This window comes from Streptomyces sp. NPDC051738, from assembly GCF_044453205.1.
Classification (GTDB): Bacteria; Actinomycetota; Actinomycetes; order Streptomycetales; family Streptomycetaceae; genus Streptomyces.
In genome coordinates this window covers 18551-45112 of sequence record NZ_JBITCM010000020.1, presented here as the reverse complement: position 1 = coordinate 45112, position 26562 = coordinate 18551, and the positions used below count along the sequence as shown (strand labels likewise).

Annotated in this window: 23 protein-coding genes and 1 riboswitch; of the genes, 9 read left to right on the top strand and 14 right to left on the bottom strand. The window is 69.7% G+C overall.

What is annotated here, in order from left to right; translation table 11 throughout:
• Positions 1-7: 7 nt before the first annotated feature.
• The 3 genes from ACIA8X_RS35930 to ACIA8X_RS35920 all read right to left on the bottom strand — a co-directional run bounded on the left by ACIA8X_RS35930 (position 8) and on the right by ACIA8X_RS35920 (position 4760).
• Positions 8-760 (bottom strand): transglycosylase SLT domain-containing protein, encoded by a 753-nt coding sequence (locus tag ACIA8X_RS35930; protein ID WP_393458653.1) that lies wholly within the window; start codon positions 758-760, stop codon positions 8-10.
• 5 nt (positions 761-765) lie between these two features.
• A riboswitch (cyclic di-AMP (ydaO/yuaA leader) is annotated at positions 766-953 on the bottom strand.
• A 266-nt stretch (positions 954-1219) separates the two neighbouring features.
• The gene (locus tag ACIA8X_RS35925; RefSeq protein ID WP_399460050.1) at positions 1220-3238 is read right to left on the bottom strand and encodes a CocE/NonD family hydrolase; all 2019 of its coding nucleotides are present in this window, start codon (positions 3236-3238) and stop codon (positions 1220-1222) included.
• A gap of 19 nt (positions 3239-3257) precedes the next feature.
• The gene (locus ACIA8X_RS35920; RefSeq protein WP_393458659.1) at positions 3258-4760 is read right to left on the bottom strand and encodes a peptide MFS transporter; all 1503 of its coding nucleotides are present in this window, start codon (positions 4758-4760) and stop codon (positions 3258-3260) included.
• 207 nt (positions 4761-4967) lie between these two features.
• Between ACIA8X_RS35920 and ACIA8X_RS35915 the strand changes: the two genes are divergently transcribed.
• From ACIA8X_RS35915 to ACIA8X_RS35895, 5 genes are all read left to right on the top strand, one after another.
• Positions 4968-5978, top strand: a complete 1011-nt coding sequence (locus ACIA8X_RS35915; RefSeq protein WP_393458662.1) for a polyprenyl synthetase family protein — start codon at positions 4968-4970, stop codon at positions 5976-5978.
• A 238-nt stretch (positions 5979-6216) separates the two neighbouring features.
• Positions 6217-7227, top strand: coding sequence for a CHRD domain-containing protein (locus ACIA8X_RS35910; protein WP_393458665.1), 1011 nt, complete (start codon positions 6217-6219; stop codon positions 7225-7227).
• A gap of 322 nt (positions 7228-7549) precedes the next feature.
• A complete protein-coding gene (locus tag ACIA8X_RS35905) occupies positions 7550-8827 on the top strand; it encodes an outer membrane lipoprotein carrier protein LolA (protein ID WP_393458668.1) in 1278 nt (425 codons plus the stop codon).
• Between the two features lie 61 nt (positions 8828-8888).
• Positions 8889-9953 (top strand): ABC transporter ATP-binding protein, encoded by a 1065-nt coding sequence (locus ACIA8X_RS35900; protein WP_399460049.1) that lies wholly within the window; start codon positions 8889-8891, stop codon positions 9951-9953.
• A gap of 25 nt (positions 9954-9978) precedes the next feature.
• On the top strand, positions 9979-10863 hold the full coding sequence (locus ACIA8X_RS35895) for an ABC transporter permease (protein ID WP_393458791.1): 885 nt from the start codon (positions 9979-9981) through the stop codon (positions 10861-10863).
• On the opposite strand, the gene ACIA8X_RS35890 is transcribed toward ACIA8X_RS35895, so the two are convergent.
• From ACIA8X_RS35890 to ACIA8X_RS35880, 3 genes are all read right to left on the bottom strand, one after another.
• Entirely contained in the window at positions 10864-11448 is a 585-nt protein-coding gene (locus ACIA8X_RS35890) for a flavodoxin family protein (RefSeq protein WP_399460048.1), read from the bottom strand. It lies immediately after the preceding gene.
• 69 nt (positions 11449-11517) lie between these two features.
• Positions 11518-12903 carry an amidase gene (locus ACIA8X_RS35885; RefSeq protein WP_399460047.1) on the bottom strand — a complete coding sequence of 462 codons (1386 nt, stop codon included), beginning with the start codon at positions 12901-12903 and terminating at the stop codon, positions 11518-11520.
• Between the two features lie 26 nt (positions 12904-12929).
• Positions 12930-13451: a DUF6668 family protein gene (locus ACIA8X_RS35880; protein ID WP_393458680.1), complete on the bottom strand. Its 522-nt coding sequence runs from the start codon at positions 13449-13451 to the stop codon at positions 12930-12932.
• 322 nt (positions 13452-13773) lie between these two features.
• Between ACIA8X_RS35880 and ACIA8X_RS35875 the strand changes: the two genes are divergently transcribed.
• Positions 13774-15120, top strand: a complete 1347-nt coding sequence (locus ACIA8X_RS35875) for a tetratricopeptide repeat protein (protein WP_393458682.1) — start codon at positions 13774-13776, stop codon at positions 15118-15120.
• Between the two features lie 17 nt (positions 15121-15137).
• On the opposite strand, the gene ACIA8X_RS35870 is transcribed toward ACIA8X_RS35875, so the two are convergent.
• The 4 genes from ACIA8X_RS35870 to ACIA8X_RS35855 form a co-directional block, all read right to left on the bottom strand.
• Positions 15138-16091 (bottom strand): M28 family metallopeptidase, encoded by a 954-nt coding sequence (locus ACIA8X_RS35870; RefSeq protein ID WP_393458684.1) that lies wholly within the window; start codon positions 16089-16091, stop codon positions 15138-15140.
• A gap of 202 nt (positions 16092-16293) precedes the next feature.
• Positions 16294-16779 carry a VOC family protein gene (locus ACIA8X_RS35865; RefSeq protein WP_393458687.1) on the bottom strand — a complete coding sequence of 162 codons (486 nt, stop codon included), beginning with the start codon at positions 16777-16779 and terminating at the stop codon, positions 16294-16296.
• A gap of 179 nt (positions 16780-16958) precedes the next feature.
• Complete coding sequence (rarD, locus tag ACIA8X_RS35860) at positions 16959-17912, bottom strand: EamA family transporter RarD (RefSeq protein ID WP_393458690.1); 954 nt, start codon at positions 17910-17912, stop codon at positions 16959-16961.
• A gap of 156 nt (positions 17913-18068) precedes the next feature.
• On the bottom strand, positions 18069-18923 hold the full coding sequence (locus tag ACIA8X_RS35855) for an SDR family oxidoreductase (RefSeq protein WP_393458692.1): 855 nt from the start codon (positions 18921-18923) through the stop codon (positions 18069-18071).
• Positions 18924-19162: 239 nt separating this feature from the next.
• Here ACIA8X_RS35855 and ACIA8X_RS35850 point away from each other — a divergent pair, with 239 nt between their 5' ends.
• The 3 genes from ACIA8X_RS35850 (at position 19163) to ACIA8X_RS35840 (ending at position 20758) form a co-directional block, all read left to right on the top strand.
• On the top strand, positions 19163-19513 hold the full coding sequence (locus ACIA8X_RS35850) for a winged helix-turn-helix transcriptional regulator (RefSeq protein WP_393458695.1): 351 nt from the start codon (positions 19163-19165) through the stop codon (positions 19511-19513).
• A gap of 75 nt (positions 19514-19588) precedes the next feature.
• A complete protein-coding gene (locus ACIA8X_RS35845) occupies positions 19589-20311 on the top strand; it encodes a DUF6082 family protein (RefSeq protein WP_399460046.1) in 723 nt (240 codons plus the stop codon).
• A 183-nt stretch (positions 20312-20494) separates the two neighbouring features.
• On the top strand, positions 20495-20758 hold the full coding sequence (locus tag ACIA8X_RS35840) for a hypothetical protein (RefSeq protein ID WP_393458701.1): 264 nt from the start codon (positions 20495-20497) through the stop codon (positions 20756-20758).
• 96 nt (positions 20759-20854) lie between these two features.
• Here the strand turns inward: ACIA8X_RS35840 and ACIA8X_RS35835 are convergent, their stop codons facing one another.
• The 4 genes from ACIA8X_RS35835 to ACIA8X_RS35820 form a co-directional block, all read right to left on the bottom strand.
• Complete coding sequence (locus ACIA8X_RS35835) at positions 20855-21934, bottom strand: 2-oxoacid:ferredoxin oxidoreductase subunit beta (RefSeq protein ID WP_393458704.1); 1080 nt, start codon at positions 21932-21934, stop codon at positions 20855-20857.
• Entirely contained in the window at positions 21927-23855 is a 1929-nt protein-coding gene (locus tag ACIA8X_RS35830; protein WP_399460045.1) for a 2-oxoacid:acceptor oxidoreductase subunit alpha, read from the bottom strand. The genes ACIA8X_RS35835 and ACIA8X_RS35830 overlap by 8 nt, the downstream gene beginning before the upstream one ends.
• 295 nt (positions 23856-24150) lie before the next feature.
• Positions 24151-24849 (bottom strand): LuxR C-terminal-related transcriptional regulator, encoded by a 699-nt coding sequence (locus ACIA8X_RS35825; protein ID WP_393458710.1) that lies wholly within the window; start codon positions 24847-24849, stop codon positions 24151-24153.
• A gap of 265 nt (positions 24850-25114) precedes the next feature.
• Positions 25115-26479, bottom strand: a complete 1365-nt coding sequence (locus ACIA8X_RS35820) for a sensor histidine kinase (protein ID WP_399460044.1) — start codon at positions 26477-26479, stop codon at positions 25115-25117.
• Between the last annotated feature and the right edge of the window lie 83 nt (positions 26480-26562).

Genomic DNA, 26562 nt, shown 5'->3' with positions numbered 1-26562 from the left:
TCTTTGCCTAGTAGGGCCCGTTCACGTTGTCGATCGAGCCGTATCGCGCGGCCGCGTAGTTGCACGCGGCCACGATGTTCGCGACCGGGTCGAAGGGGTCGTACACCGTCCCCGGCACGTGATACGAGGCGAAGGTCGGGTCGATGACCTGCAGGAGGCCCTTGGACGGGGTGCCCTTGGCGGCGTTGGAGTCCCAGTTGTTGATGGCGGACGGGTTGCCGGAGGACTCACGCATGATGTTGCGGTGAATGCCCTCGTACGATCCCGGAATTCCGTTTTGCGCCATGATGTCCAGCGCGTTGCGGATCCAGCCGTCGAGGTTGTTCGGGAAGGTCTTCACGGAGGCCTGGGTCGCCTGGGCGACGGAGGACTTCTTGGCGGGGGCGGACGCCTTGTCGGCCGTGTTGCTCGCCGTGCTCGCCTTCTTCGTCGCGCGGACCTTCAGGTCGAGGCCCGGGTGGATCAGCCGGGGGTTGTCGCCGATGGCCTTGCGGTTGTCCTTGTAGAGCTGCTTCCAGCCGCCCTGGGCGTCGTACCGGTCCGCGATTCCGTAGAGCGAATCGCCCTTTTTCGTGGTGTACGTGACGGATCCGACCTTGGCCGGGGCGGTGGCCTGGGCGGTGGCCTGGGCCGGCTCTGCGGCGCTCGCGGTGGTCGCGCTCAGGAGCGGGAGGGCGAGGGCGGCGGTGCCGGTGCCGGCGGCGATGACGTGGCGGGTGAGCGGGCTGGTACGGGGGCGGCGGTGCTTGCCTCGGGGCATGGCGCTGTTCCTCTCCGGCGCCTGCGAGGTGAGCTGTCGGGTTCGGGCGGGGAGGTGCCCGGTCGCACCGCCGGGTGGCAGCGTGACTTAACCCCGAGCCGCGCCGGTGCGCCATCAAGGCGGCCGGTTCGGCGACTTACCTGGGTCCCCCGCTCCTGCCGTGCGTGAGTGAGTGAGTCGGTGGGTGAATCGGGCGGCGGCAGGATTCGGCGTCCGCCCGACGAGCGGGAACGTATGCGAGAGCACATGCCCGGAACAAGTGCCGTGGCCCCTGTCGTGCCGGTTGACCATGGTCTGGTGCGTATGGGGCACTTGATCCTTTGCGGTTGCCAAGCCTCAACTTGCGCTTGGCGCAAGGAGGGACGCGGTCTGCCGGGCAGGGTGGGCGACTACCCGTGCGTGACCCAACTCACTGGCATCCACAAGAGCGGCAAATCGGGCAATGAATCCAACTCGCCTTTAACCGGCTGTCCGTGGAGTCCGTTTCTCCCATGTCCGGTGGAAAAGTACCTCTTGGCCCTCCAGGCAGATCACCTCGTTGGAGGTGACGAAGTGCTCCTTGCCGCAGCTGATCTCCGAGCGCGTGTGCACCGTGGCGTCCCACGCCAGCTCCGGGCGGTGCAGGCGGATTGACCACTCCGAGCGGGTGCGGGCCGACAGGGGGTCCGCCTCGTTGATCGTGTACGTCTCCAGGGCGTCCTCGGTGAACTCCAGACCGTCGGGGTACACGCGCGTGCCGCCGTAGCGAGGGTCGACCTCCAGGCGCCACTCGCCCTTGGCCACGTCCCGTACGACGAGTCGCTCGGGGCGCGGTTCGTCCAGCGTGATGGGGGTGTTCACGCCGAGCGGCTCCGCCTGCTCCGGTTCCTCGAAGGTGATCTCCGTTTCCTCGCAGCCGATCGCTGTCCCGTCCAACGCACGTGCGCGTACCGGAAGTTCCAGGGAGCTCCCCGCCGGTTCGAGGGTGAAGCCCGCCGACGAGTCGGGCTGGGGCCAGATCCACGGCCAGTACGCGGAGGAGACCGCGAGACGGATGCGGTGACCGGGCGGGAAGACGTGGCCGATGCCGTTCAGCTCGAAGGTCACGTCCTCGGTGGCCCCCGGCTCCCACGGCACCGCACGATCCCGGCCATGGCGGGCCGACAGGTTCAGCACGCCCCGCGTGACCAGGGTCGAGGAGCCGTCGGGCGCCACGTCGCACAGCCGGGCCACGACCTGCCCGCGCGGCACCTCCGACGTCAGCCGCAGCCGCACCTTCGGCCGCCCCAACACCCAGGTCTCCTCGCCCACTTCGAACTCGAAGCACGCCGATCGCCCGTCCTCCTCCCGCTGGTCGGGCGGCAGGTCGGCATCGTTGCCGAAGGGAAAGAAACGGCCGGCGTCGAGGCCCGTATGCATGGGGGAGCGGACCAGGACGGGGGCGCCCTGGAAGGCGTACGTCAGCCCGCTCACGTGAGGAGAGGGCCAGGCCGGCTCGCCGACCCAGCGGCCGGGCAGCTCGGCGTACACCGTGGCAGGGCGGTGAGAGTCGCTGACGTACGCGCGCAGCAGGGGCTCGGACATGACGCCGGTGTCCTCGCCCTTCAGCCAGTGGTCCCACCAGCGCAACGTCTCCTGGAGGAAGCCGATCGCCGGGCCCGGCGGCAGGCCGCGGTCGGGGTACTGGTGCGACCAGGGGCCGATCAGGCCGCGGACACGGTCGGTGGGCAGGTGCTCCACGAGGCGCAGGACCGTGTCGCGGTACGGGTCGTGCCAGCCGCCCACCGCAAGGACGGCGGCGTCGATCGCGCCGTAGTCCTCGCAGACGCTGCCGTGGCGCCAGTAGTCGTCGCGGGTCTGGTGGTTCAGCCAGGTGTGGATGAACGGGTCCACGGACTCCAGACGCCCCAGCCACATGTCGCGCCAGGCCTCGCCGACGTACTGCGGATCCGGCGGCCGGGAGACGAAGGCGAGCATCGTCGACGCCCAGGCGTGCATGTCCACCGCCAGGACGGAACCTCCCATGTAGTGCACGTCGTTGTCATAGCGATCGTCCGTGGAGCAGACGGTGACGATCGCCTTGAGCGGCTCGGGTGCGAGGGCCGCGATCTGGAGGGAGTTGAAGCCGCCCCAGGAGATGCCGAACATGCCGACCCGGCCGTTGCACCAGGGCTGGGCAGCCAGCCAGTTGACGACCTCGGCCCCGTCGGCCAGCTCCGTCGCCGAGTACTCATCGGTCGGCATGCCCTGGCTGTTGCCGTGCCCGCGGATGTCCACGCGCACGGAGGCGTAGCCGTGGCCGGCGTACCAGGGGTGGCGCTGGTGGTCGCGGGGTGCGGTCCAGTCGGTCAGGCGGTACGGCAGGTATTCCAGGAGCGCCGGTACGGGCTCGTCGGTCAGCGGGCGCCACACGCGCGCGTACAGCAGAGTCCCGTCCGGGAGCGGGATGCAGAGGTCCTCGTGAGTCGTCTCGTAGGGGAAGGACGTACGGATGTGCATGAGCGGGTCCCCCGTCGGGTCAGTGCACCGGGTGCATCGTGCGGCGCAGCCAGCGCGCGGAGGCCATCACGGCCAGCCCCGCGGCCACCGCGATCGCGCCGTTGACGCCGAAGTAGGCGGGCTTGGAGACGTCGTCGTAGAGCTTCACCGTCTGGGCCTGGATGCCGTTGGCGAGAGCGAGGGAGAGGAACCACAGGGACATGGTCTGGCTGGCGAAGGCGGCCGGGGCGAGCTTGGTCGTGGCCGACATGCCCGAGGTCTCCAGGAGGACGTCACCGAGGCCGAGCAGCAGGTAGGAACCCACGATCCACCAGACGGACATGAGGTAGTCGTCGGAGGAGTGCCCGGAGGTCGGCACCACCATCAGCAGGAAGGACAGGCCGCCGAGGACGACGCCGATCGCGATCTTGTTGGACGCGTGCGGCTGGCTGTGCCCCATCCGGACCCACAGCGCGGCGACGACGGGGGCGAGGGCGACCTCGAACGCGCCGAGCGCGGAGGCGTACCAGCTCGCGGGGAAGTCGAAGCCGAGGATGGTCGTCTCGGCGTTCGTCGAGGCCAGCAGGATCATCGTCGAGTACGCCTGGAAGAGGATGAAGTTGAAGACCGTCGAGGCGAGGAAGAGGACGATGTACGGCCGCAGCCGGCCGCGTTCCTCGGGGGTCACACGTGGGCTGGTGAACATCACCGCGAAGTAGACGACCGGGGCGATCACCGAGACGAGGGTGAGCAGGTCGACGAAGCGGTCCATGGTGAGCCAGCCGGCCGCGGCGAGGAGGACGGCGAGCGCGGCGGTGACGACCAGACCCGAGGCGATCAGGTGGATCGCCCGGCGCATGGGGGCCGGGGCCAGCGCGTATTCGGCGGCGTGCTTCCGTCCGGCAAGGTGCCGGCGGCCGACGACGTACTGGACCAGGCCGAACGTCATGCCGATCGCCGCCGCGGAGAAACCCCAGTGCCAGCCCCTGTGGTCGCCGAGCCAGCCGGTGACCAGCGGGCCCGCGAAGGCGCCGATGTTGATCGCCATGTAGTAGAGCGCGAATCCGGCGTCGCGGCGGTCGTCGTCGGTGCGGTAGAGCTTGCCGACCATGGTGGCGACGTTGGGCTTGAGCAGTCCGGTGCCCGCGCTGATCAGGCCGAGGCCCACCCAGGTCATGCCGGCCGTCGGCACCGCCATGGCGTAGTGGCCGCAGGCGATCAGGATGCCGCCCCACAGGACCGCGCGGTACGAGCCGAGGATGCGGTCGGCGAGCCAGCCGCCGGCGACGGAGACCAGGTAGACGAGGGTGCCGTAGGCGGCGGAGACGGAAGCGGCGGTTCCGGCCGACATGCCCATTCCGCCGGAGGAGACCGCGTCGGCGAAGTACAGGACGAGGATGGCCTGCATGCCGAGGAACGAGAAGCGTTCCCAGACCTCCAGGCCGGACAGGGTGAGCAGGCCTCTGGGCTGGCCGAAGAAGGCGTGGTCGTCGCCGGGCGGGGGCTCGTTCTCGGGCTCGATGTCGACTTGGGTTCGGGACACGGGCCGCTACTTCCCTATAAGTCGATAGATATCCGTCCGTTTCAGGTGATCAAAAACATACCGGTCGTGATCCGATACCGCCCGTGGTGGACGGGTGGGCGGCATCGGTGATCGAAACGTGACCGGATACGCTGACTTGAGTGATGTCAGCGACCTATCGACAAACCGTGTAACCGCCAGAAGACACCAGCAGACAGGAGACCCCTCGTGACCGTCGTCGGGCCGTTCGGGCTGAGCGTGCGGGACCAGGCTCTGGAAGCCGATGTCCAGGCCGGATTGGCGGCTGTCGAGGAGGGATTGCTCGAAGCCACCAAGAGTGAGGTCCCCTTCATCACCGAGGCCGCCCAGCATCTGGTGCGAGCGGGTGGAAAGCGGTTTCGGCCGTTGCTTGTGATGCTTACTGCCCAGTTCGGGGACCCGTATGCGCCGGGGGTCGTACCGTCCGCGGTGGTGGTGGAGCTGACCCATCTGGCGACGCTGTACCACGACGACGTGATGGACGAGGCGACGGTGCGGCGGGGGGTCGACAGCGCGAACGCCCGCTGGGGGAACTCGGTTGCCGTATTGACCGGCGACTTCCTGTTCGCGCGGGCCTCGCACATCCTGGCCGACCTCGGGCCCGAGGCCGTGCGGGTGCAGGCCGAGGCGTTCGAGCGGCTGGTCACGGGGCAGATCCTGGAGACGGCTGGGCCGCAGGACGGGCGGGACCCCGTTGAGCACTACCTGGATGTGCTGAGCGGGAAGACCGGGTCCCTGGTGGCGGTGTCGTGCCGCTTCGGGGCGATGATGTCGGGCGCCGACGAGACGGTGGTCGATGTGCTGACCCAGTACGGGGAGCGGCTGGGGGTGGCCTTCCAGTTGGCGGATGACGTGCTGGACATCGCGAGTGACTCCCGTGAGTCCGGGAAGACGCCCGGGACGGATCTCCGGGAAGGGATTCCCACGCTGCCGGTGCTGCGGTTGCGGGAGCGGGCCGAGCGGTTGGGGCTGGCGGAGGATGTCGCGCTCTGCGAGCTGCTGGACTCCGATCTGAGTGACGACGCGCGGCTCGCGGAGGCGTTGGACGCGTTGCGGGAGCATCCGGCGTTGGAGCAGGCTCGGCGGGACACGGTGCGGTATGCGGAGGATGCGCGGGCCGCGCTGGCGCCGTTGGCGGATGTTGATGCCAAGGCCGCGTTGATGGAGTTGTGCGACGCCGTGGTGCATCGGGCCGGATAGGGGTTCGCCCGATGGGGGTTCGCCCCCGCCGCCCCTACCCGTCCCTGGGGGCTGCCGCCCCCGGACCCCCGCTTCGGCCCCGAAAGGGCCTCGTCCTCAAGCGCCGGACGGGCTGGATGGGCGTGACGCACATCACAATGCTGGACTGAGTCCAAACTAAGATCCTCTCCGTATTCATGCCCAGAAGCTGACGCAGGGGGTGTCAGCCGCAATACGGGGAGAAAAAAGAATCATGGGCATGAAAGCGACGTTCTCGAAGCGCCGTAAGAGCCTGATCGTCACCGCTGTCGCGGTGGCTGCCGCCGGTGGTGTCGCCGCCGCGGTGATTCCCGCCTTCGCCGCCGGAGGTGACCGTGCTGACCACGCGGGCCATGCCGGAGGCGACGCGCAGGGGATCGTGAGCCAGAGTGGGGCCGCCGGTGGCAGTAACGGCGGCACCGTCCTCGCCGCCAGTCTTCGCGGGGCGAACGAGGTTCCCGTCCAGGGTGGGCCCGCCGTCGGCGACAAGGACGGTGCCGCCGTGCAGTTCGTGAAGGTCAAGGGCGACAAGGTGTCCGTCGCCGTCACCTGGCGCGGCACCGGCAAGCCGACCGCCCTCCACATCCACCAGGGCGCCAAGGGCACCAATGGCGGCATCAAGGTCGACTTCGGCGGCCTGCTGGGCAAGAGCAGGGGGCACAGTGTCACCGGCACCGTGACCGTGAAGGACGCCGCCCTTCTCAACGCCCTCAAGACCGACCCGAGTTCCTTCTACGCCAACCTCCACACGGCCGAGTTCCCGGGCGGTGCCGTACGGGGGCAGCTCCACAAGGTCACCGTCGCCGAGTTCGACTTCCGTGACGCGCTCGACAACTTCCAGGCGTCCGTCATCAAGGGCAAGCAGATCTACGAGTGCAAGCCGGCTGAGGGCGGTGGGAACGCCTTCGCCCAGCGGGATGTCAGCGCCGTGCTCGGCGGCCGTATCGCGCACTCCTTCGTCGCGCCCAACTCCGGTACACCGCAGTGGATCGCGCGGGACGGCAGTGCGGTGACGGGGGCCCTCATCTCCAAGACCCCGAACGGCGACAAGAGCATCCCCGAGCTCGATCTGAAGGCCACTCAGTCCGGCGAGCACCGGGGCCTCCTCGCCGACACGGCCGAGATCCTGAGGCTGAACACCGTCGGTGGCGTCGCCCCGGCCGGCTCCTGCACGCCCGGCGCCGTCGTCAAGGTGCCGTACCAGGCGGACTACGTGTTCATCAACGGCTGATCCGCAACGCTGATCCGCAACGCTGATCCGCAACGCTGATCCGCACTGCGGCGCGCATCCGCAGCGGCGTCTTCCCCGCCAACCCCTACGGGTCGGGGGAGGCGCCGCCTCCGTGTGTCATACCGCAGGTGTACGCGGAGTTGGCTCCGGAGGTTGACGAATCTCCCTGGCGGATTTGGTCAGATGGAAACCACGGAAATCACCACTCCTCACCGATTCGGGTGAGAATGGCGGCTCAGGGGTGGACGAGTGCGGGGTCGAGAGACTCGCGGGCGAGGAAACGAGACGGTTGGCCGCCGCCGACGACGGAGGTAAGGCAGACATGGCACCGTACGCATCCGACGACAGTACGACCGCCGGGGAGGGCGACGACCTGCGCGCGGCGCGACGGCGCAAGGCCGCGCGGTACATCGTCCCGGCCACGGTTGTGGGAGTCGCGGCGGCGACCATCGGGCTCGTCCCGGCGATCGCCGACTCCGGCGACCCGGACCTGCCGGAGATCACCGCGCAGCAACTCATCGAGAAGATCGCCAAGTCGGACGTGCAGCAGCTGTCCGGCACCTTCAAGATCACCACCGATCTGGGCCTGCCCGACCTCGGTGGGCTGGAGTCCACCCTCGCCTCCGGCGCCATGGGGTCGGGGTCGGGTGAGGGGTCGTCCGCCGACCCCACGGCCAAGCTCACCGAGCTCGCGTCCGGCACGCACACGCTGCGCGTCGCCGCCGACGGCCCGGACCGGCAGAAGCTCTCCCTGCTGGAGAACGCCGCCGAGTACAGCCTCATCCACAACGGCAAGGACATCTGGGGCTACGACAGCAAGTCGAACGAGGTGTTCCACGGCACTGCCGAGGAGCCCCAGGGCGAGAAGGGCAAGGGGAAGGCCGAAGAGGTACCGGCCACTCCCAAGGAGTTCACCGAGGAAGCCCTGAAGGCGGTCGACGACACCACGTCCGTCACCGTCGACGGCACCGCGCAGGTCGCGGGCCGGGACGCCTACCGGCTGCTCATCAAGCCGAAGCAGTCCGGGACCACGGTCGGTGCGATCACCGTGGCCGTGGACGCCAAGACCGGTATGCCGCTGAAGTTCACGCTGACCCCGTCGAGCGGTGGCGCGGCCGTGATCGACGCGGGCTTCACCCAGGTCAGCTTCGCCAAGCCGGCCGCCTCCACCTTCGACTTCACCCCGCCGAAGGGTGCGAAGGTCACCGAGGAGGGCGATCTGGACGGCGCGGCTTCGGAGCACGGCACCGCGAAGTCCGAGGACGAACTCCGCAAGGAGTTCGAGAAGGAGTTCGGTGGCCCGAAGTCCGAGGGCGAGCGTGGCAAGGCGCCCAAGGGCGGCCCCGAGGTCATCGGTGAGGGCTGGAACTCCGTGGCCGTCTTCGACAGCGGCGGCGAGGGCGTTCCCTCCGGCGGTGAGGTCGGCGGCGACATGGGCGGCTTCCTCGACTCCCTGGGCGACAAGGTCACCGGCAAGTTCGGCTCGGGCACGGTCTTCAAGACCCGCCTGATCAACGCCCTGATCACGGACGACGGCAAGGTCTACGTGGGCGCGGTCGACAAGGACGCGCTCGTGAAGGCGGCCGAGTCGGGGAAGTGACCCGGCACCGGCCGCCGTACGCGCAGCACTAGTCGAGGAATCTGAGGAGCCTGAGGAGCCCATGGAGGAACTGCCCGCCGCGGAGGGCGACGAGGTCGATCGATCCGGCCGGGTCGAACAGGTCGTCCAGGCCGAGCAGGTGGCCCGGGCAGACCGATCCGACCATGCCGACCAATCCGACCAGGCCGGCGACGTCGGCACGGTGATCGCCACCCGCGCGCTCACCAAGCGCTACCGCGGCGGGCAGCTCGCCGTGGACGGTCTCGATCTGACCGTCCCGGCGGGCAGCGTCTTCGGCTTCCTCGGGCCCAACGGCTCCGGCAAGACCACCACCATCCGCATGCTGATGGGCCTCATCGCGCCCACCTCCGGTACCGCACGCGTGCTCGGGCAACCCATGCCCCGGGCCGCGCGCGCCGTACTGCCGCACGTCGGCGCGCTCATCGAGGGACCCGCTCTGTACGGCTTCCTCTCCGGCCGCGACAACCTCATCCGCTACGATGCCGCCGACCCGACCGCCGATCCGCGCACCCGGCGCACCCGCGTCGCGGCCGCGCTGGACCGGGTGGGCCTGACGGCCGCCGCGGGCAAGAAGGCGAAGGCGTACTCGCTCGGCATGAAGCAGCGGCTTGGGCTCGCGGCGGCGTTGCTCCAACCGCGCAGGCTCCTCGTCCTGGACGAGCCGACCAACGGCCTCGACCCGCAGGGCATGCGCGAGATCCGTGCCCTGGTCAGGGAACTGGCATCCGACGGCACGACCGTCTTCCTCTCCTCCCACCTCCTCGACGAGATCGAGCAGGTGTGCACGCACGCGGCGGTGATGGCGCAGGGTCGGCTGATCATCCAGGGCGCGGTGGCGGAGCTGGCGGCCGGGACGCGCGGCCGGCTGGTCGTGACCACGCCCGACGCCGGGGACGCGGCCCGGGTGCTGAAGGAGCAGGGCGCCGGCGACGTCATCGTCACCGAGGACCGGGTGACCGCCGAACCCCCGGATCGTGATCTCGCCGAAGTCAACGCGGCGTTGGTGACCGCCGGGGTCCGGGTCCGCGGCTTCGGTGTCGAACGGGCCTCCCTGGAGGACGCGTTCGTGGCGCTCACGGGGGAGGGGTTCGATGTCGCGGGCTGAGGTCATCCAGCGGGGCGGCGAGAGGATGCGGCAAGGCAGTGAGTCCCAAGGGGCCCTAAAGCCCGGTCCGTTGTGGACCTTCGGTCTCCTCCGCAGCGAACTGATCACCACCTTCCGGCGCTGGCGCACGCTCGCGCTGCTCGGCGTCCTGGCCGCGGTGCCGATCCTGGTCGGGATCGCCGTGAAGATCGAGACCGGCGACGGTGCGTCGGGGGGAGGCGGTGGCCCGCAGGGTGGTGGTCCGGCGTTCATCTCCCAGATCACCAACAACGGACTGTTCCTGGTCTTCACCGCCCTGGCCGCGACGCTCCCGTTCTTCCTGCCGATGGCGATCGGCGTCATCGCGGGCGACGCGATAGCGGGCGAGGCGAACGCGGGCACCCTCCGCTATCTCCTCGTCGCCCCCGCCGGCCGCACCCGCCTGCTGCTCACCAAGTACGCGACCACGATGGCCTTCTGCCTGGTGGCCACCCTCGTGGTCGCGATCTCGGCGCTCACCGTCGGGGCGCTGCTCTTCCCGCTGGGCGAACTGACGACCATCTCCGGCACCCGGATCAGTTTCGCGGAGGGGCTGGGCAGAGCCCTGCTGATCGCCTTGGTCGTCGCCGCCTCACTCATAGGCGTGGCGGCCCTCGGGTTGTTCGTCTCGACGCTGACCAACAGCGGCATCGCGGCGATGGCGACGACGGTCGGGCTGCTGATCACGGTCCAGATCCTCGACCAGATACCCCAACTGCACGCGATACAGCCGTACTTCTTCTCCCACTACTGGCTGTCCTTCGCCGACCTCATGCGCGAACCCGTGTACTGGGACGACCTGGTCAAGAACCTCGGTGTCCAGGCCCTGTACGCGGCGGTGTTCGGCTCGGCGGCCTGGGCGCGGTTCACGGCGAAGGACGTCAACGCGTAGTCACTCCGTCTCGTACGGGAAGCGGGCGAGCGGGGCCTCGCGGGTGAAGAAGGTCTTCGCGTGGGCGAGGGCCTCCGTGTCGCGGAGTACGTCCCCCGGCTTGCTGCCGTTGCCGAGCAGGACTCCGCCGAAGCGCATGCGCATGTAGGCGGCGGAGTTGCTGAGCGTGCCGACCAGCGGGTCGGCGACCTCCTGTTCCTTGTGCGCGAGCGCGGTGACGCCCCACAGGGTGCGCCCCGCCATGGTCGCCTTGAAGTCGACGCCGGGGGTGCGCAGCCAGCCCGACCAGTAGTCGAGGTAGCGCTTGACGTGGGCGGACACCGAGTACCAGTACAGCGGGGAGGCGATCACGACGTCCGTCGCGGCGAGCGTCGCGTCGAGCAGCAGCGCCACGTTCCCCTCCGTCGGGCGCACGTGGTCGCTGTCGTGCCTCAGGTCCTCGAAGTCGGGCAGCGGATGCGCGGCCAGGTCGATCCACTGCTGCTCGACGGCCTCGGGCAACTGCTCGGCGGCCCTGCGGGCCAGCAGCTCGGTGTTGCCGTCGGGGCGGCTGCTGCCGAGGACGAACAGGAAGCGGCGGTTCATGGGTCCCCCAAACGGTCGGCCACAACGGAAGGCCCGGTGGCCGGCGTACGGCAATTAATAGCACCTGCATTATATGCGTGCGCATTCAACTGTCCAGGGCCCCATGTGCCTCTCAGCCGCTCCTGCCACTCGGAGCAGCAGCGCTTCCGCGCCACGCGCCGCCACGAGCTGGAGCCCGACCGGGCAGCCATCGGGGTCGAAGCCCGACGGAATGCTGATCGCCGGGTGTCCGCTCAGGTTGAACGCCCAGGTCAGGGCGGTGGAGTACCGGTCACCCGGGCCTTCGTGGCCGTGCGGTGAGGTGGGAGCGGTCGGGGTCAGCAGCAGCTCGGCGTCGGCGAAGAGGGCGTCCAGTCGGCTGTCGTTCGCGGCCCGGATGCGCTGGGCGGGGGCGGGGTCGGCTCCCGGGGTGCGGAGCGCAAGCCAGGCGGGGGCCGGGTTGTCGAGGTGGAGGGGTGCGCCTGGGTGGGTGAGCCGTAGCGCGCCGGCCTCGGCGAGGCGTACGGCCGCGGCGTGGGCGACGGCCACGATGGCCGGCTCGGGGGAGTCGAAGCCGAGGTCGGGGGACCATACGGCGGTGGGGGTGTCGTACTCGCCGGGTGATCTGGCGTCGGTGGCCGACTCGCCGTTGTTGTCGGGCCCGCCGTTGTTGCCTGGTCCGGCTTTGTCGTCCAGCCCGCTGTTGTTGTCCGGCCTGTCCGGTCGCAGGGTCTCCCGGTGCGCCCCCGACATCACACCCCAGTACGCCGCCACATCCCCCACGCTCCGCGCCAGCACCCCGGGCGCCATGAGCCCTGTGCGGTCGGCCGACGGCAACCGTCCGTTGGTCACCTTCAGTCCGACGACCCCGCACCACGCCGCCGGGATCCGTACCGACCCGGCCCCGTCGCTCCCGGTCGCCAGCGGTACCAGCCCCGCCGCCACCGCCGCCGCGGAACCGGCGGAGGAGCCGCCCGGCGTGCGGTCGTACCGCCACGGGTTGACGGTACGGCCGTACCGGCCAAGTCCCCAGGTCTGCCAGGGAGTTCCCCGTCCTGGAACGGATGTCGCCCCCACCGCCACGCACCCCGCCGTGAGCAGTGGGCCCGCGGTGCGCAGCCCGTGCCGTCCCTTGACCCCGATCGGCACACCGGCCAACGGCAGCAGCTCACCCTCACCTGCGTCGACTCGTGCGTCCACCTCGCCGGCCCGCTCAAGTGCCTCCTCGCCCCACACCTCGGTGAAGGCGCACAGGACGGGGTCGGCGCGCCGGATCCGTTCGAGGGCCGCGGTGACGACGTCGACGGCGCGGAGGGTGCGCGCGCGTACGGCGGAGGCGATCTCCAGGGCCGACAAGGTGGCGAGGTCAGGGCCGAGGTTGGGGCCGAGGTTGGGGTCGTCGGCATGGTGGCTGCGGGTGTGGCCGTAGGTGTGGCTGTGGTCGTGGGTGTGGTCGGGGGCGGGAGCGTCCGTCATGGGAGGATTCTCCGTGAAAGTGCCCCTCAGTGAGGTCGCCCCGTCAGCCGCGCCAACGCCGTCGCCTCCCGAGGTGGCTGCCCCCTCAGATCGCCGAGCCGCCAGGCAGGCACCCACGGCACCCGGTACACGTCGATGACCGACTCGATCACCTTGACGCGGTCGGCGAGCGGTCGCGGTAGCCGTCCCGGCGCGTCCGCGACCAGGACCACGGCATCGAGATCGAGCCCGTGCGGAGCCTCCCCGCGCCGGAAGACCTCAAGGGCGTTCAGGACCGCGGCCAGCCCGGTCGCATGGGTGCGGGCGACGAGCAGTACCGACGGTGGATCGGCGGGCCCGGGCCAGTTCCGCCCGCAGTCATGGCCGCCGTAGACCGTGGCGAGGGTGGAGGTGCCAGCCCCACCGTGCGTGCCGACCCAGGAGAAGCGCCGGGGTGTGCCGGCGTCGGGGGAGGGCGGTGGATCCTCCGGCAGGGCCACCGGGCCGCGGATCCAGATCTCCGGCCCGCGTTGCGGTTGCCCCTGTCGCACGTGCATGTCACTCCGCATGCCCGCACTCCTCCCTCGTCACGCCACCGATCTTCGTGCCAGGCATGAGAACGCTGTGACGTGGCACAAGCTCCTGGAACGAGTCTGTGACGTCATGGTGACGTCCGCGCCGCCCGCGTCCGGAGAGACTCGACAGTACGTGTATGACGAGTGCGACGTGTACGACGAGTACGACGTGCAGGACGTGTCCGAAGTATGGGTCCGGCCGGTGGGGCCGGATAGTGATGCCGGGGCAGTGGAGCGCAGCGGATCGTGAGAGGGGCCACCATGGAACCCGAACGCGCCGTCCGTGAACTCCCCGGCGCATGCGAGTGAGGAAGCGATGTCTCGATTCAGCCGCGCGAAGAAGCGGGAACAGAAGCGCGCCGCGGCCTCGGCGGCCCACGTGGCCGCGCCGATCGACGTGCGCGTCCCCGCCGTCGGTCCGGGCGCGGGCGGCGCGTCGATCGGCGGCGTACCCGTCACCGCGGCCCCCGGCGAGGAGATCCAGCACGTCGTTCTGACCCACCTCCATCGCATCGCCCTCGCCTCCGGCCACCCCGTGCAGGCCACGGTCCACGACGAGCGCATCGGCTACGTCGTCCCGCTGCGGGTGGACGCTGACGGCTCCAGCCAGTTGACGGCAGAGCCCGTGCGGACGGCTCCGCCGGGGGAGCAGGCGGTGCCAGAGGATGCCGTACGGCTTCCTACGGAGCCGCCCGCGTCGCCCGTACAGCCGGCGTCGCCGGAGCCGCCCGCTCCGGGAGCGGCCCCGTACCGGGACAAACCGACCCACGTCCTACGACCCCTGCCGGGCCCGCCCCAGGACGCCTCCCCCACCTTCCGGCTGCGCGCCCTGCCCGGACCGGTCCAGGACGCCGTGCCCGGCACGGTCGCGCCGCCGCTGGGGGAGTTCGGCCCACCGCCACTGATGGACGCGAGGCCGCTGCCGACCGACGAGCCGCAGGACGACGTAGCGCAGACCGGCGTATCGCCGGTGGGCGTACCGCAGACCGGCGTACCGCAGGCCGACGTACCGCAGATTCCAGGCGTACCCAGGATCGATCAGGCGCCGAACCACGTGCGCGAACCCGCGACCCGCCCTGCCCTCGACCCCATCTTCGTCCCGGACCCCGACCCCCAACCCACCCCACCCCGAGGCTTCGACGCCGTGGCCGAAGCCGTTCTCGGGGACGAGCAGCCCGCCACCACCGCCGATGCCTCCCCCTTCGCCGAGCAGCTGGCCCAGATCAACGAGGCCGTGAAGGCGGGGCGGACCACGGAGGCGGCGGAGCTCGCGGAGCGGGCCGTGGCGGAGGCGTCCGCGGTTTTGGGGCTGGAGCACGCCGAGGTGCTGCGGCTGCGTGAACTGGCGGCGTACATCGCCTATTTGACGGGCGACCCGGTGCACGCCTTCCGTCTCTCCCTCGACGTGTCCCGGACCCACCACCGCACCCGGGACGCGGAGGCGGCGTACAGCGGCCTCCACGGCGCGGCTGCGGCCTGGCGGGCCGTGCGGGACCCGGCGCTGGGGCTGGAGCTGGGCAGGGAGCTGCTCGGTGTGTGGACCGAGCTCACGGCCGAGGGCGGTCCGGCCGCCGACGACATCGAGGAGCTGGAGTCGGCCCGCGCCCGCATGGACCGCCTCACCGCTCGTGCCGCCAAGTCGGCCGAACCGCCCAAGAGCTGAGTCAGCGGATCAGCACGTCACTCCGACAGCTCCCACACCGCATACGCGACAGCGTCGCTGTTCCGGTCGAGGGCGGTGTCGTTGATGTTGGACGTCGTGTCGCAGGAGGAGTGGTAGCAGCGGTCGAAGGACTGCCCGGACGTGCCGCCCCACTTGGTCACCTGTGCCGCCGTCTTCGTACGGCTCGCCCCCGTGAACAGCCCGCCCACCGGCACGCCCGCGCTCTTGAACGGCGCGTGGTCGGAGCGGCCGTCGCCCTCGGTCTCGATCTCGGTCGCGACGCCGAGGCCGGCGTAGTAGTCCTTGAAGGTCTTCTCGATCGCGGGGTCGTCGTCGTAGACGAAGTAACCGGGGTTGGGGGAGCCGATCATGTCGAAGTTCAGATAGCCGCTGATCTTCGCGCGGTTGGCGGAGGAGAGGTTGTTGACGTAGTAGCGGGAGCCGACGAGGCCCAGCTCCTCCGCGCCCCACCAGGCGAACCGCAGATGCTTGGTGGGCTGGAGGCCGGCCCGCGACACGGCGAGCGCGGTCTCCAGGACGGCCGCCGAGCCGGAGCCGTTGTCGTTGATGCCGGGTCCTGAGGAGACGCTGTCGAGGTGCGAGCCGGCCATGACGACCTGGTTGGTGTCGCCGCCGGGCCAGTCGGCGATCAGGTTGTAGCCGGTACGGCCGCCGGACGTGAACTGCTGGATGGCCGTGGTGTACCCCGCGGCGTCCAGCTTGGCCTTCACATAGTCGAGGGAGGCCTTGTAGCCGGGGCGGCCGTGTGCGCGGTTGCCGCCGTTGGCGGTGGCTATGGACTGCAGCTGGGTGAGGTGGGCCTTCACGTTCGCCACGGGTATGTCCGGTGCGGCGGCGGCGGCCTCGACATCGGCCTTGGACGCCGCGTCGGCCAGGGACCCGCTGGTCAGCAGCGTGGCGGACGCGACTGCGGCAGCCGCCGCCGCGCGCCAGGTGACGGAGAGCTTCATGGTGGGGGGCTCCGAATTCCTTGGGAATCACAGGGATTCCTCAGTGAATGGGGTGCCTGGATGGTCGGGGTGAGCCTGACTCTCCGTCAAGAGCGCTATTCGGACTCCGAGTTCGAAATAGGGAAAACCCTGCGTCCCTGGGGCCCTACGTCCTGAGGGCCTGCGTCCTGAGGTCCCTGAGCCCGTGAGGCCTCCGTGTTCCTCACTGCACGCAGAACTCGTTCCCCTCCGGATCCGCCATCACGACCCACTCCCCGCCCGGCTCCTTCACCCGCCGCAGCGCACTCGCCCCCAGCCCCTCCAGCCGCCCGACCTCGGCCTCACGCTCCCCGGCCGCCGCGTGCAGATCGAGATGCAGCCGGTTCTTCACGCTCTTCGCCTCCGGCACCCGCTGGAACAGCAGCCGCCGCCCCCGCCCGGTTCCGCTGTCCTGGTCGTACGGGTCGTCCGGATGCCGTACGGCCACCAGGTCCCGGAAGGCGAGCCGGGCGTGGAACTCGACGACGGCCTCGCGCGGCAGCACGCCGAGTTCCAGCAGCCGCTCGATGAGGGCGTTGTTGTCCTCGACCTCGTAGTGCAGCGCGGCGGCCCAGAAGTCGGCCTGGGACTGCGGGTTGGCGCAGTCGATGACGAGCTTCCAGTGGAGGGGGGCCGGAGTGGTTCGGGGTGCCTCTGTTGGCTGTGTCATGCGACCACTCATAGGGGGTGGGGGAGTGGGCGGGCAATGGGAATCGCCGGGCGGGCTCGCCGCAATTCTCGGCGCCGGTCCGTGCCTTTCAGCCCGTCCGGCGTTTGAGGACGAGTCCCTTTCGGGGCCGAAGCGGGGGTCTGGGGGCGGCAGCCCCCAGGTCAGGGATCCCCTCCGGCTCAGGCGTCCACAGCAGCGGACCTGGGCTGATCAACCTTCGGCACGCTGAGCCCGGCCACCCGGCCCCTCCGCGCGGAGCGCCACGCATCCGCCGTCAGCAGCGTCAATGCCAGCCACACCAGCGCGAACCCGGCCCACCGCTCGGCCGGCATCGCCTCATGGAAGTACAGGACACCGAGCAGGAACTGGAAGACAGGCGCCAGGTACTGCAGCAGCCCCAGCGTCGACAGCGGCACCCGTATCGCCGCCGCGCCGAAGCAGACGAGCGGCAGGGCGGTGACGACACCGGTGGCCGCGAGCAGCGCCACATGCCCGGGGCCCTCCGACGTGAACGTCGACTCCCCTCGCGCCGACAGCCACACCAGATACCCCACGGCGGGCAGGAACTGGATCGCGGTCTCGGCGGCCAGTGACTCGACGCCACCGAGGTTGACCTTCTTCTTCACCAGCCCGTATGTGGCGAAGGAGAAGGCGAGGACGAGGGAGATCCACGGCGGCTGCCCGTACCCGATGGTCAGCACGATCACGGCCGCGAAGCCGACGCCGACCGCCGCCCACTGCACCGGTCGCAGCCGCTCCTTCAGCAGCAGCACGCCGATCGCGATCGTGACGAGCGGATTGATGAAGTACCCGAGCGAGGCCTCGACGACATGGCCCGTGTTCACGGACCAGATGTAGAGACCCCAGTTGATGGTGATCACCCCTGCGGCCAGGGCGATCAGCGCCAGCCGCCGTGGCTGCCGTATCAGCTCACCCGCCCAGGCCCAGCGCCGTACGAAGAGCAGGGCGACAGCCACGAAGACGAGGGACCAGGTCATCCGGTGGGCGAGGATCTCGGCCGCTCCGGCGGGCTTCAACAGGGGCCAGAAGAGGGGAACGAGCCCCCACATCCCGTACGCCGCGAAGCCGTTCAGCAGTCCTACACGCCGCTCGCCCTGCGACTTCCCGGTCACGGCCCCTCCTTCGCGCACTCACCCGACCGCGCGAATGCGGCGGCCCGCACGAAGGTAACGCCGAACGCCCCCGCGTGTCATGCCCGTATTGCCATACGGTCATGACACGCGGGGGTGCCGTTCTCAAACCCGCGCGATACGGGCGCGGGGGCGGGGTCAGCCCTTGACCGCGGCCGCGATCGCGTCGGCGAGCGGAGTGGTCGGACGGCCGGCCAGCCGGGACAGGTCCCCGCTGTCCACGACCAGCTCGCCCTTCTCGATGGAGGCGTCCACGCCGGCCAGGATCGCGGCGAGCGGCTCGGGGAGCCCGGCGCCGGTCAGGATCCCGACGAGGGCCTCGGCCGGAACGACGTTGTTGGCGATCTCCTTGCCGGTGTGCCGGCTCAGCTCGGCGGCGTACTCGTCGAAGCTCCAGGCGACGTCGCCGCCCAGCTCGTACGTCTTGTTCTCGTGCCCCTCGCCGGTCAGCACGGCGACCGCGGCGGCCGCGTAGTCGGCGCGGGAGGCGGAGGAGACGCGGCCGGCGCCGGCGGCGTGGGTGACCGCGTTGTACTGGAGGACCGGGGCCAGGTTCTCCGTGTAGTTCTCGTGGTACCAGCCGTTGCGCAGCAGCGCGTACGGCAGGCCGGACGCGAGGAGCGCCTTCTCGGTGCCCCGGTGGTCGTCGGCGAGCGCGGCCGTCAGGCTGCCGGGGGCGCTGGTGTAGGCGAGCAGCGCTACGCCGGCGGCCTTGGCGGCGTCGATGACGACCTGGTGCTGTCCGACGCGGTCGTTGCCGACCTCGCTGCCGGATATGAGCAGCACCTTGTCGCCGGCCGCGAAGAGCCCGTCGAAGGTCTCGGGGGCGTTGTAGTCGGCGACGGCGATCTTCACGCCGCGCTCGGCGAAGTCGGCGACCTTCTCGGGGGTGCGGACGACAGCGGTGACCTGGTCGGCCGGAACCTTCTCCAGTAGCTGCTCCACGACGTGGCGGCCCAGGTGTCCGGTGGCTCCGGTGACGACGATGCTCATGATCAGAACTCCTTGTGGGGTGCGTTGGCACTAACCCTAGGAGGTGCACTAACTGAGCGAAAGTACCCACTTTGAAGTAAGGTACTTGCATGGCCGTAAGTACCGTGGCAGGCGCGACGAAGAAGACGAAGAGTGCGGCGTCGAGTGCGAACCCGAGTGCGAACTCGAGTGGGACTTCGTGCGCGCCGTCGAGTGCGCCATCGAGTGCAGCGTCGAACAAATACGACCTCGGCGAGGCGATGTGCCCCTACCGACTGGTCCTGGAGCACGTCACCAGTCGCTGGGGCGTCCTCGTGCTGATCGAACTCCTGGAACGCCCCTACCGCTTCAGCGAACTGCGCAGGGCGATCGGCCGGGTGAGCGAGAAGATGCTCACCCAGACCCTCCAGACCCTGGAGCGCGACGGCCTCGTCCACCGCGACGCGAAGCCGGTGATCCCGCCGAGGGTCGACTACTCCCTGACCGACCTGGGCCGCGAGGCGGCGGAACAGGTGCGCGGGCTGGCGCTGTGGACCAAGGACCGGATGGGGGAGGTGCAGAAGGCGCGGGAGGTGTACGACGCGCGAAAGGGTCGCTCCGAGCAGGGCTGACGCCGGCTTCCGGGGTCCGCTCGAAGGCATGTCGACGGCGCCTGAGGGCACACATATGTCAGGGCGTTGGTCGACATGCGAGACACGTCCTTCCATGCGCCCCCTCTCCGCCTCCCACGCTGCCTTGAGCCGGCGGGCAGGCTGGGTGCGGAGTGCAACGCCCACCGCGCGCCCGCCCACGATCCGCCCTTCGGTGCGCGGCCACCGGATCCAGGGGGATTGCTTGACATGGCCACACAGATTCCGGCCGCGCGGGCCAGCAGGATCGGTTCTGCGGTAGCGGCGGGCTTTGGTCGGTTACGGGCCCCGTTCGCGCGCGAGGCGCGCCGCCGTCGGAGGCAGGAGGACATCATGGTCGGCCTCCTGCGTCAGGTCACGCTCATGACCGAGGAGATCCACCGCGCGAACCTGATCCAGCACTACCGCCTCGTCGTGGATCAGCTGGACCGGGCGATCGACGATCCCACGCTCGCCACCGCCGTCAGCACACTCACCGACATCTCGGAGCGCAAGCGCCGCGCGATGCTCTACGCCAACCGCGAGTGGGGGATCCTGCTGCTCGCCCACCGGGTCGGCGCGATGGACTGGGACGAACTACTCGGCACCCTGCGGGTCCTGTGCCGCAACAAGGTCTTCGCCGAGTACTGGGAACGAACGGTCGAGCACCGCCGGAGCCTGCCCGCGGAGTCGCTGGAGGCGCGGGTCGGCAGGGCCGTCGACGCCATGATCGACGAGCTGGCGGACGACCCCGACGAGTGGTGGATCGTCGGACCCGGCACCGAAGCCACGCCACCCTGATCGAACAGTTCGGCGCTGCATTCACTCGAAAGAGTGGTTTATGAGGGGCGTGTCGCCCAGGTCATCAATGATTCCGCCTCAGGTTGGAAGAAACCCCCGGGTCACCGTGACCCCAGGGTCCGGCAATCGTTATGGCCGCCCCTGTGAGATTCGGGGTCTCGCGGCCCCGAGAGGGGCCCGCACTTGGCGCGCATCGAGAACCAGTCCGTCGGCATCATCGTCCGCCGCCTCGGGGATCCCCCTCGTCAGCGGGGCAGCTACTCCGGCGAGACCTGTCCCGACCTCTTTGAACTGTCCGACGGCAACTTCGCCGTCATCGGCACCGAAGCGACCGACGCCCTCGACCCCCATCTGCCCTCGGACGCTGCCCGAGCGGACTACGAACGCATCGTCGTCATCACCCGGGACACCCTCATCCGCGCCAAGAAGGACATCCCCGACGCCTGACGCCTGTTGCCTCACGCCGAGGGCCTGGGCGCCGTACGGCACCCAGGCCCTCGACCCTGTTCGAGCCTGCTCGGAGAAGCCGGTCGACGGAGCCGGTCAGCCCACAACCGTCCAGGTGTCCCCACCAGCGAGCAGCGCCGCCAGATCCCCCTTGCCGTTCTGCTCGATCGCCGAGTCCAGCTGGTCGGCCATCTGCGTGTCGTACACCGGACGGTCCGCCGCACGGAACACACCGATCGGCGTGTGGTGCAGGGTGTCAGGGTCGGCCAGGCGGGACAGGGCGAAGGCCGTGGTCGGGGACGCGGAGTGGGCGTCATGGACCAGGATCTGCGACTCGTTCTCCGGGGTCACCGTGACGACCTTCAGGTCACCCGTCTGTGCGTCGCGCACGACGCCGCGCGAACCGTCCGCGCCGAAGCGGATCGGCTGCCCGTGTTCGAGGCGGATCACCGCCTCCTCCGCCTGCTGCCTGTCCTTGAGGACCTCGAAGGCGCCGTCGTTGAAGATGTTGCAGTTCTGGTAGATCTCGATCAGCGCCGTCCCCTTGTGGGCGGCCGCCTCGCGCAGCACCTGGGTGAGGTGCTTGCGGTCGGAGTCCACCGTGCGGGCCACGAAGGACGCCTCCGCGCCGATCGCAAGGGACACCGGGTTGAAGGGCGCGTCCAGCGAGCCCATCGGCGTCGACTTGGTGATCTTGCCGACCTCGGAGGTCGGGGAGTACTGGCCCTTCGTCAGGCCGTAGATCCGGTTGTTGAACAGCAGGATCTTGAGGTTGACGTTGCGACGCAGGGCGTGGATCAGATGGTTGCCGCCGATCGACAGCGCGTCGCCGTCGCCCGTGACCACCCACACCGACAGATCCCGGCGCGAGGTGGCCAGGCCCGTCGCGATCGCCGGGGCGCGGCCGTGGATGGAGTGCATGCCGTACGTGTTCATGTAATACGGGAAGCGCGACGAACAGCCGATGCCCGAAACGAAGACGATGTTCTCCTTGGCCAGGCCCAGTTCCGGCATGAAGCCCTGGACCGCGGCGAGGATCGCGTAGTCACCGCAGCCGGGGCACCAGCGCACTTCCTGATCGGACTTGAAGTCCTTCATGGACTGGCGGGCCTCGGCCTTGGGGACGAGTGAGAGTGCCTCGATCGTGCCCGTGCCTTCCGCGGACGTCTCAGGCATCGATGGCCTCCTTGAGAGCCTTGGCGAGCTGTTCCGCCTTGAACGGCATGCCGTTGACCTGGTTGTACGAGTGGGCGTCCACCAGGTATTTCGCCCGGACCAGGGTGGCGAGCTGGCCGAGGTTCATCTCGGGGATCACCACCTTCTCGTAGCGTCCGAGTACCTCGCCCAGGTTGCGCGGGAACGGGTTCAGGTGACGCAGATGCGCCTGCGCGATCGACTCGCCGGCGTTGCGCAGGCGGCGGACGGCCGCCGTGATCGGGCCGTACGTCGATCCCCAGCCCAGCACCAGCGTCTTCGCCTCGTGCGGGTCGTCGACCTCAAGGTCGGGCACCTCGACGCCGTCGATCTTGGCCTGGCGGGTGCGGACCATGAAGTCGTGGTTGGCCGGGGCGTACGAGATGTTGCCCGTGCCGTCCTCCTTCTCGATGCCGCCGATCCGGTGCTCCAGACCCGGCGTGCCCGGGATCGCCCACGGCCGGGCCAGGGTCTGAGGGTCGCGCTTGTACGGCCAGAAGACCTCGGTGCCGTCCTCCAGGGTGTGGTTCGGCCCCTGGGCGAACTGCACGGTCAGGTCCGGCAGCTCGTCCAGGTCCGGGATGCGCCAGGGCTCGGAGCCGTTGGCCAGGTAGCCGTCGGACAGCAGCATCACCGGCGTGCGGTAGGTCAGAGCGATCCGTGCCGCCTCCAGAGCCGCGTCGAAGCAGTCCCCCGGGGTGCACGGGGCGACGATCGGCACCGGCGCCTCGCCGTTGCGGCCGAACATCGCCTGGAGCAGGTCCGCCTGCTCGGTCTTGGTGGGCAGACCGGTCGAGGGCCCGCCGCGCTGGATGTCGATCACCAGCAGCGGCAGTTCCAGCGACACCGCGAGCCCGATGCTCTCCGACTTCAGGGCCACGCCCGGACCGGAGGTCGTGGTCACCGCGAGCGAGCCGCCGAAGGCTGCCCCCAGCGCCGCGCCGATGCCGGCGATCTCGTCCTCGGCCTGGAAGGTCCGTACGCCGAAGTTCTTGTGCTTGCTCAGCTCGTGCAGGATGTCCGACGCCGGCGTGATCGGGTACGAGCCCAGGAACAGCGGCAGGTCCGCCTGCTGGGACGCGGCGACCAGCCCGTAGGACAGGGCGAGGTTCCCGGAGATGTTCCGGTAGGTGCCGACCGGGAAGGCCGTGGTGGCCGGGGCGATCTCGTAGGAGACGGCGAAGTCCTCGGTCGTCTCGCCGAAGTTCCAGCCCGCGCGGAAGGCCGCGATATTCGCCGCCGCGATGTCGGGCTTCTTGGCGAACTTCGAGGTCAGGAACTTCTCGGTGCCCTCGGTCGGCCGGTGGTACATCCAGCTCAGCAGGCCCAGCGCGAACATGTTCTTGCTGCGCTCGGCCTCCTTGCGCGTGAGGTCGAACTCCTTCAGCGCCTCGACGGTCAACGTTGTCAGCGGCACCGGGTGGAGGCTGTAGCCGTCGAGCGAACCGTCCTCCAAGGGGCTGCTGTCGTAGCCCACCTTCTGCATCGCGCGCTTGGTGAACTCGTCCGTGTTGACGATGATCTCCGCGCCGCGCGGCAGATCGCCGATGTTGGCCTTCAGGGCCGCCGGGTTCATCGCGACCAGCACGTTCGGCGCGTCGCCCGGGGTCAGGATGTCGTGATCGGCGAAGTGCAACTGGAAGGAGGACACACCCGGCAGCGTGCCGGCGGGGGCCCGGATCTCGGCCGGGAAGTTCGGCAGCGTCGACAGGTCGTTGCCGAAGGTCGCCGTTTCCGAGGTGAAGCGGTCGCCGGTGAGCTGCATACCGTCGCCCGAGTCCCCCGCGAAACGAATGATCACCCGGTCCAGCCGGCGGACGTTCTTCGTCCCTGCCGGTTTGCGCTGCTCTCCCACGACGGCTTCGTCGGCCTGCTCCGCTGGGCTACTGACCTGGCTGGTCACTGAACTGGACCTCCTTCGAGGCGGCTGTCTGGGCATGGCCTTCCCGCAAGCCTTCCCAGGATCAACCCTACGTCCGCAAAGGTCGCCCTCCCTGGGCCATTCGCATGACGGACGTGGATTTGAGACGGTTCGCCACCCTGACTTGTCATGGTTTACACGCCCCCCGGCGCTTCTTCTGAAGACGCTCCTTGCTCTTTGTTCGGTTGCCGTGCTCCTGCCTGCGCGGCGGGTTTCGTGCCTGCTCGCCGGGTGCCGCGGGAGCGGTCACCCATTTGACTGACACGGTGTCCGACCGTCAGGAGTTCAGATAGGTGAGAACCGCGAGAACACGGCGGTGATCCCCGTCGCTCTGGGACAGCCCGAGCTTGAGGAAGATGTTGCTGACGTGCTTCTCGACGGCGCCGTCGCTCACCACCAGCTGCCGCGCGATCGCCGAGTTGGTCCGTCCCTCGGCCATCAGCCCCAGCACCTCCCGCTCCCGCGGGGTGAGCCCGGCGAGCACGTCCTGCTTGCGGCTGCGGCCCAGCAGCTGGGCGACGACCTCCGGGTCCAGAGCCGTACCCCCCTCGGCCACCCGCACAACGGCGTCCACGAACTCACGAACCTCGGCGACCCGGTCCTTGAGCAGATAGCCCACGCCACGGCTGGAACCCGCCAACAGTTCCGTGGCGTACCGCTCCTCCACGTACTGCGACAGCACGAGCACCCCGAGTCCCGGGTGCGCCTTGCGTAGCTGCACGGCCGCCCGCACCCCTTCGTCGGTATGTGTGGGCGGCATCCGCACATCCGCCACCACCACATCCGGCAGCTCTCCCTGACCGTCCAGCTCCGTGATGGTCTTGATCAGCGCCTCGCCGTCTCCGACCCCCGCCACGACCTCGTGCCCAAGGTCGGTCAACAGCCGGGTCAGCCCCTCCCTGAGCAGCACCGAGTCCTCGGCGATGACCACCCGCACCCTGTCCTCCACGATCCTCGGCCCCCCGCGCCTTGGCATTCGGCCGAGCGTCCCCCGGCCCTGTTGTCCTCGCGACCTCAGTATCCCGCGATCGGCTTCTCCGCACCGGGCCTGTGGATAACCCGCCCGACCCAGTTCGGATCGCGTGTGCACGAAGGAGGCGAAGGGCTCTGGGGCATAGGGGGCGTGACGACGGCCTGGAGGCGGACGAGGTCCGCCTCCAGGCCATGGCATTCGTCTGACTGCGCTGACTACACGGTCCCTGCGTCTGACCGCACGATCTTTGCGTTGAACGGCATGGTCCCTACACAGTCCGCCAGGGAAGCTCCGCCGTAATCCGCGTGGGCCCGCCGACCGGCGAATCCGCGACCAATATCCCGTCCACCGCGTCCAGCCGCTCCGCCAGCCCCGCAAGGCCTGATCCCCCGGAGACGTCCGCGCCACCGATCCCGTTGTCCACGACCTGCAGCATCAGCCGGTTCTCCACCCGCCACACATCCACGGCCGCCCAGGTGGCCTGCGAGTGCTTGCTGATGTTCTGGAGCAGTTCGGACACCGTGAAGTACGCGATCCCCTCGATCGCCGGCACCGGCCGCTCCTCCACGTCGACCTGCACCTCCACCGGCACCGTGCAGCGCGAGGCCACCGCCGACAGAGCGGCGTCCAGCCCCCGGTCCGTCAGCACGGCCGGGTGTATCCCACGGGCCAGGTCGCGCAGTTCCTGCAGCGCCGTCTTCACCTCGCCGTGTGCCTCGTCGACCATCCGTGCCGCCGCCTGCGGATCCTCCGCCAGCTTCTCCTTCGCGAGGCCCAGGTCCATGGCCAGGGCGACCAGGCGGGCCTGGGCACCGTCATGCAGGTCGCGCTCGATGCGACGCAGGTCGGCGGCGGCCGTATCGACGACGACACCGCGATCCGACTCCAACTCCACCACGCGCGTGGCCAGCCGAGACGGCCCCAGCAGGCCGTGCACCATCAGCCGGTCGACCATCGTCAGCGCCCGCACGATCCAAGGCGTGGCCAGTGTGAAGAGCAGGCCTACGAGGGCGGTGACCGTGATCTCGAAGGGGTTGTCGAGGTAGATGCCGTGGGTCTGGTCGCCGTACAGCTGAAGGCCGTCCTGACCGGCCCACACCGGGAAGACCCAGAACCACAGCGGATACGTCAGCAGCGCCCAGCCGTACGCCCAGACGTTCACGGCGACGACGAAGGAGAACACCGCCCATGGGAAGTGCAGCACCGCGTACAGCAACGTCCGCCATGATGTCCCGCTCTTCAGGACGGCGCCCACCCACGCGATGAAGCCGCGCCGCCGCATCCGCAGCGGCTCCGGGTCCGCCACCTCCAGGTCCAGCAGCGCACGCGCGCGTGCTCGCTCCAGCGCCCCGAAGGCGCGGCAGCCGGCCAGGGCCGCCGCCAGTACCGGTATGCCGAGGAACGTCACCAGCAGTCCGGCGCCCAGCGACACCATCGTGATGGCGTACACGAACAGCACGATGCTGATCGGCAGGCTCAGCAGCACGTACCCGAACTCGCGCCAGCTGCGCGCCTCGAACGGCGCCCGCAGCCCGGCCGGTAGCCGGTGCCGTCGCTCGCCGCCGTACTCGGGAAGGCCGCGCTCGGGGAGACCGAGCCCCTGCCCGTAACCCTGTCCGTACTCCGTGGCCATCGGCGTCGTCCATTCTCCTCGTCCCGTCAGCCCCGCCGGGGCTGTGCCGTCCTATCTCCACCCTGCTAGGCCGCAGGTCCGCG

Coding starts and splice junctions, on each gene's coding strand:
- ACIA8X_RS35880 (WP_393458680.1), bottom strand. CDS start 13,451: ATGCGGAGTGACATGCACGTGCGACAGGGGCAACCGCAACGCGGGCCG.
- ACIA8X_RS35910 (WP_393458665.1), top strand. CDS start 6,217: ATGAAAGCGACGTTCTCGAAGCGCCGTAAGAGCCTGATCGTCACCGCT.
- ACIA8X_RS35870 (WP_393458684.1), bottom strand. CDS start 16,091: ATGAAGCTCTCCGTCACCTGGCGCGCGGCGGCGGCTGCCGCAGTCGCG.
- ACIA8X_RS35925 (WP_399460050.1), bottom strand. CDS start 3,238: ATGCACATCCGTACGTCCTTCCCCTACGAGACGACTCACGAGGACCTC.
- ACIA8X_RS35825 (WP_393458710.1), bottom strand. CDS start 24,849: ATGCCAAGGCGCGGGGGGCCGAGGATCGTGGAGGACAGGGTGCGGGTG.
- ACIA8X_RS35875 (WP_393458682.1), top strand. CDS start 13,774: ATGTCTCGATTCAGCCGCGCGAAGAAGCGGGAACAGAAGCGCGCCGCG.
- ACIA8X_RS35820 (WP_399460044.1), bottom strand. CDS start 26,479: ATGGCCACGGAGTACGGACAGGGTTACGGGCAGGGGCTCGGTCTCCCC.
- ACIA8X_RS35850 (WP_393458695.1), top strand. CDS start 19,163: ATGTGCCCCTACCGACTGGTCCTGGAGCACGTCACCAGTCGCTGGGGC.
- ACIA8X_RS35885 (WP_399460047.1), bottom strand. CDS start 12,903: ATGACGGACGCTCCCGCCCCCGACCACACCCACGACCACAGCCACACC.
- ACIA8X_RS35855 (WP_393458692.1), bottom strand. CDS start 18,923: ATGAGCATCGTCGTCACCGGAGCCACCGGACACCTGGGCCGCCACGTC.
- ACIA8X_RS35865 (WP_393458687.1), bottom strand. CDS start 16,779: ATGACACAGCCAACAGAGGCACCCCGAACCACTCCGGCCCCCCTCCAC.
- ACIA8X_RS35890 (WP_399460048.1), bottom strand. CDS start 11,448: ATGAACCGCCGCTTCCTGTTCGTCCTCGGCAGCAGCCGCCCCGACGGC.
- ACIA8X_RS35835 (WP_393458704.1), bottom strand. CDS start 21,934: ATGCCTGAGACGTCCGCGGAAGGCACGGGCACGATCGAGGCACTCTCA.
- ACIA8X_RS35845 (WP_399460046.1), top strand. CDS start 19,589: ATGCGAGACACGTCCTTCCATGCGCCCCCTCTCCGCCTCCCACGCTGC.
- ACIA8X_RS35905 (WP_393458668.1), top strand. CDS start 7,550: ATGGCACCGTACGCATCCGACGACAGTACGACCGCCGGGGAGGGCGAC.
- ACIA8X_RS35895 (WP_393458791.1), top strand. CDS start 9,979: ATGCGGCAAGGCAGTGAGTCCCAAGGGGCCCTAAAGCCCGGTCCGTTG.
- ACIA8X_RS35930 (WP_393458653.1), bottom strand. CDS start 760: ATGCCCCGAGGCAAGCACCGCCGCCCCCGTACCAGCCCGCTCACCCGC.
- ACIA8X_RS35900 (WP_399460049.1), top strand. CDS start 8,889: ATGGAGGAACTGCCCGCCGCGGAGGGCGACGAGGTCGATCGATCCGGC.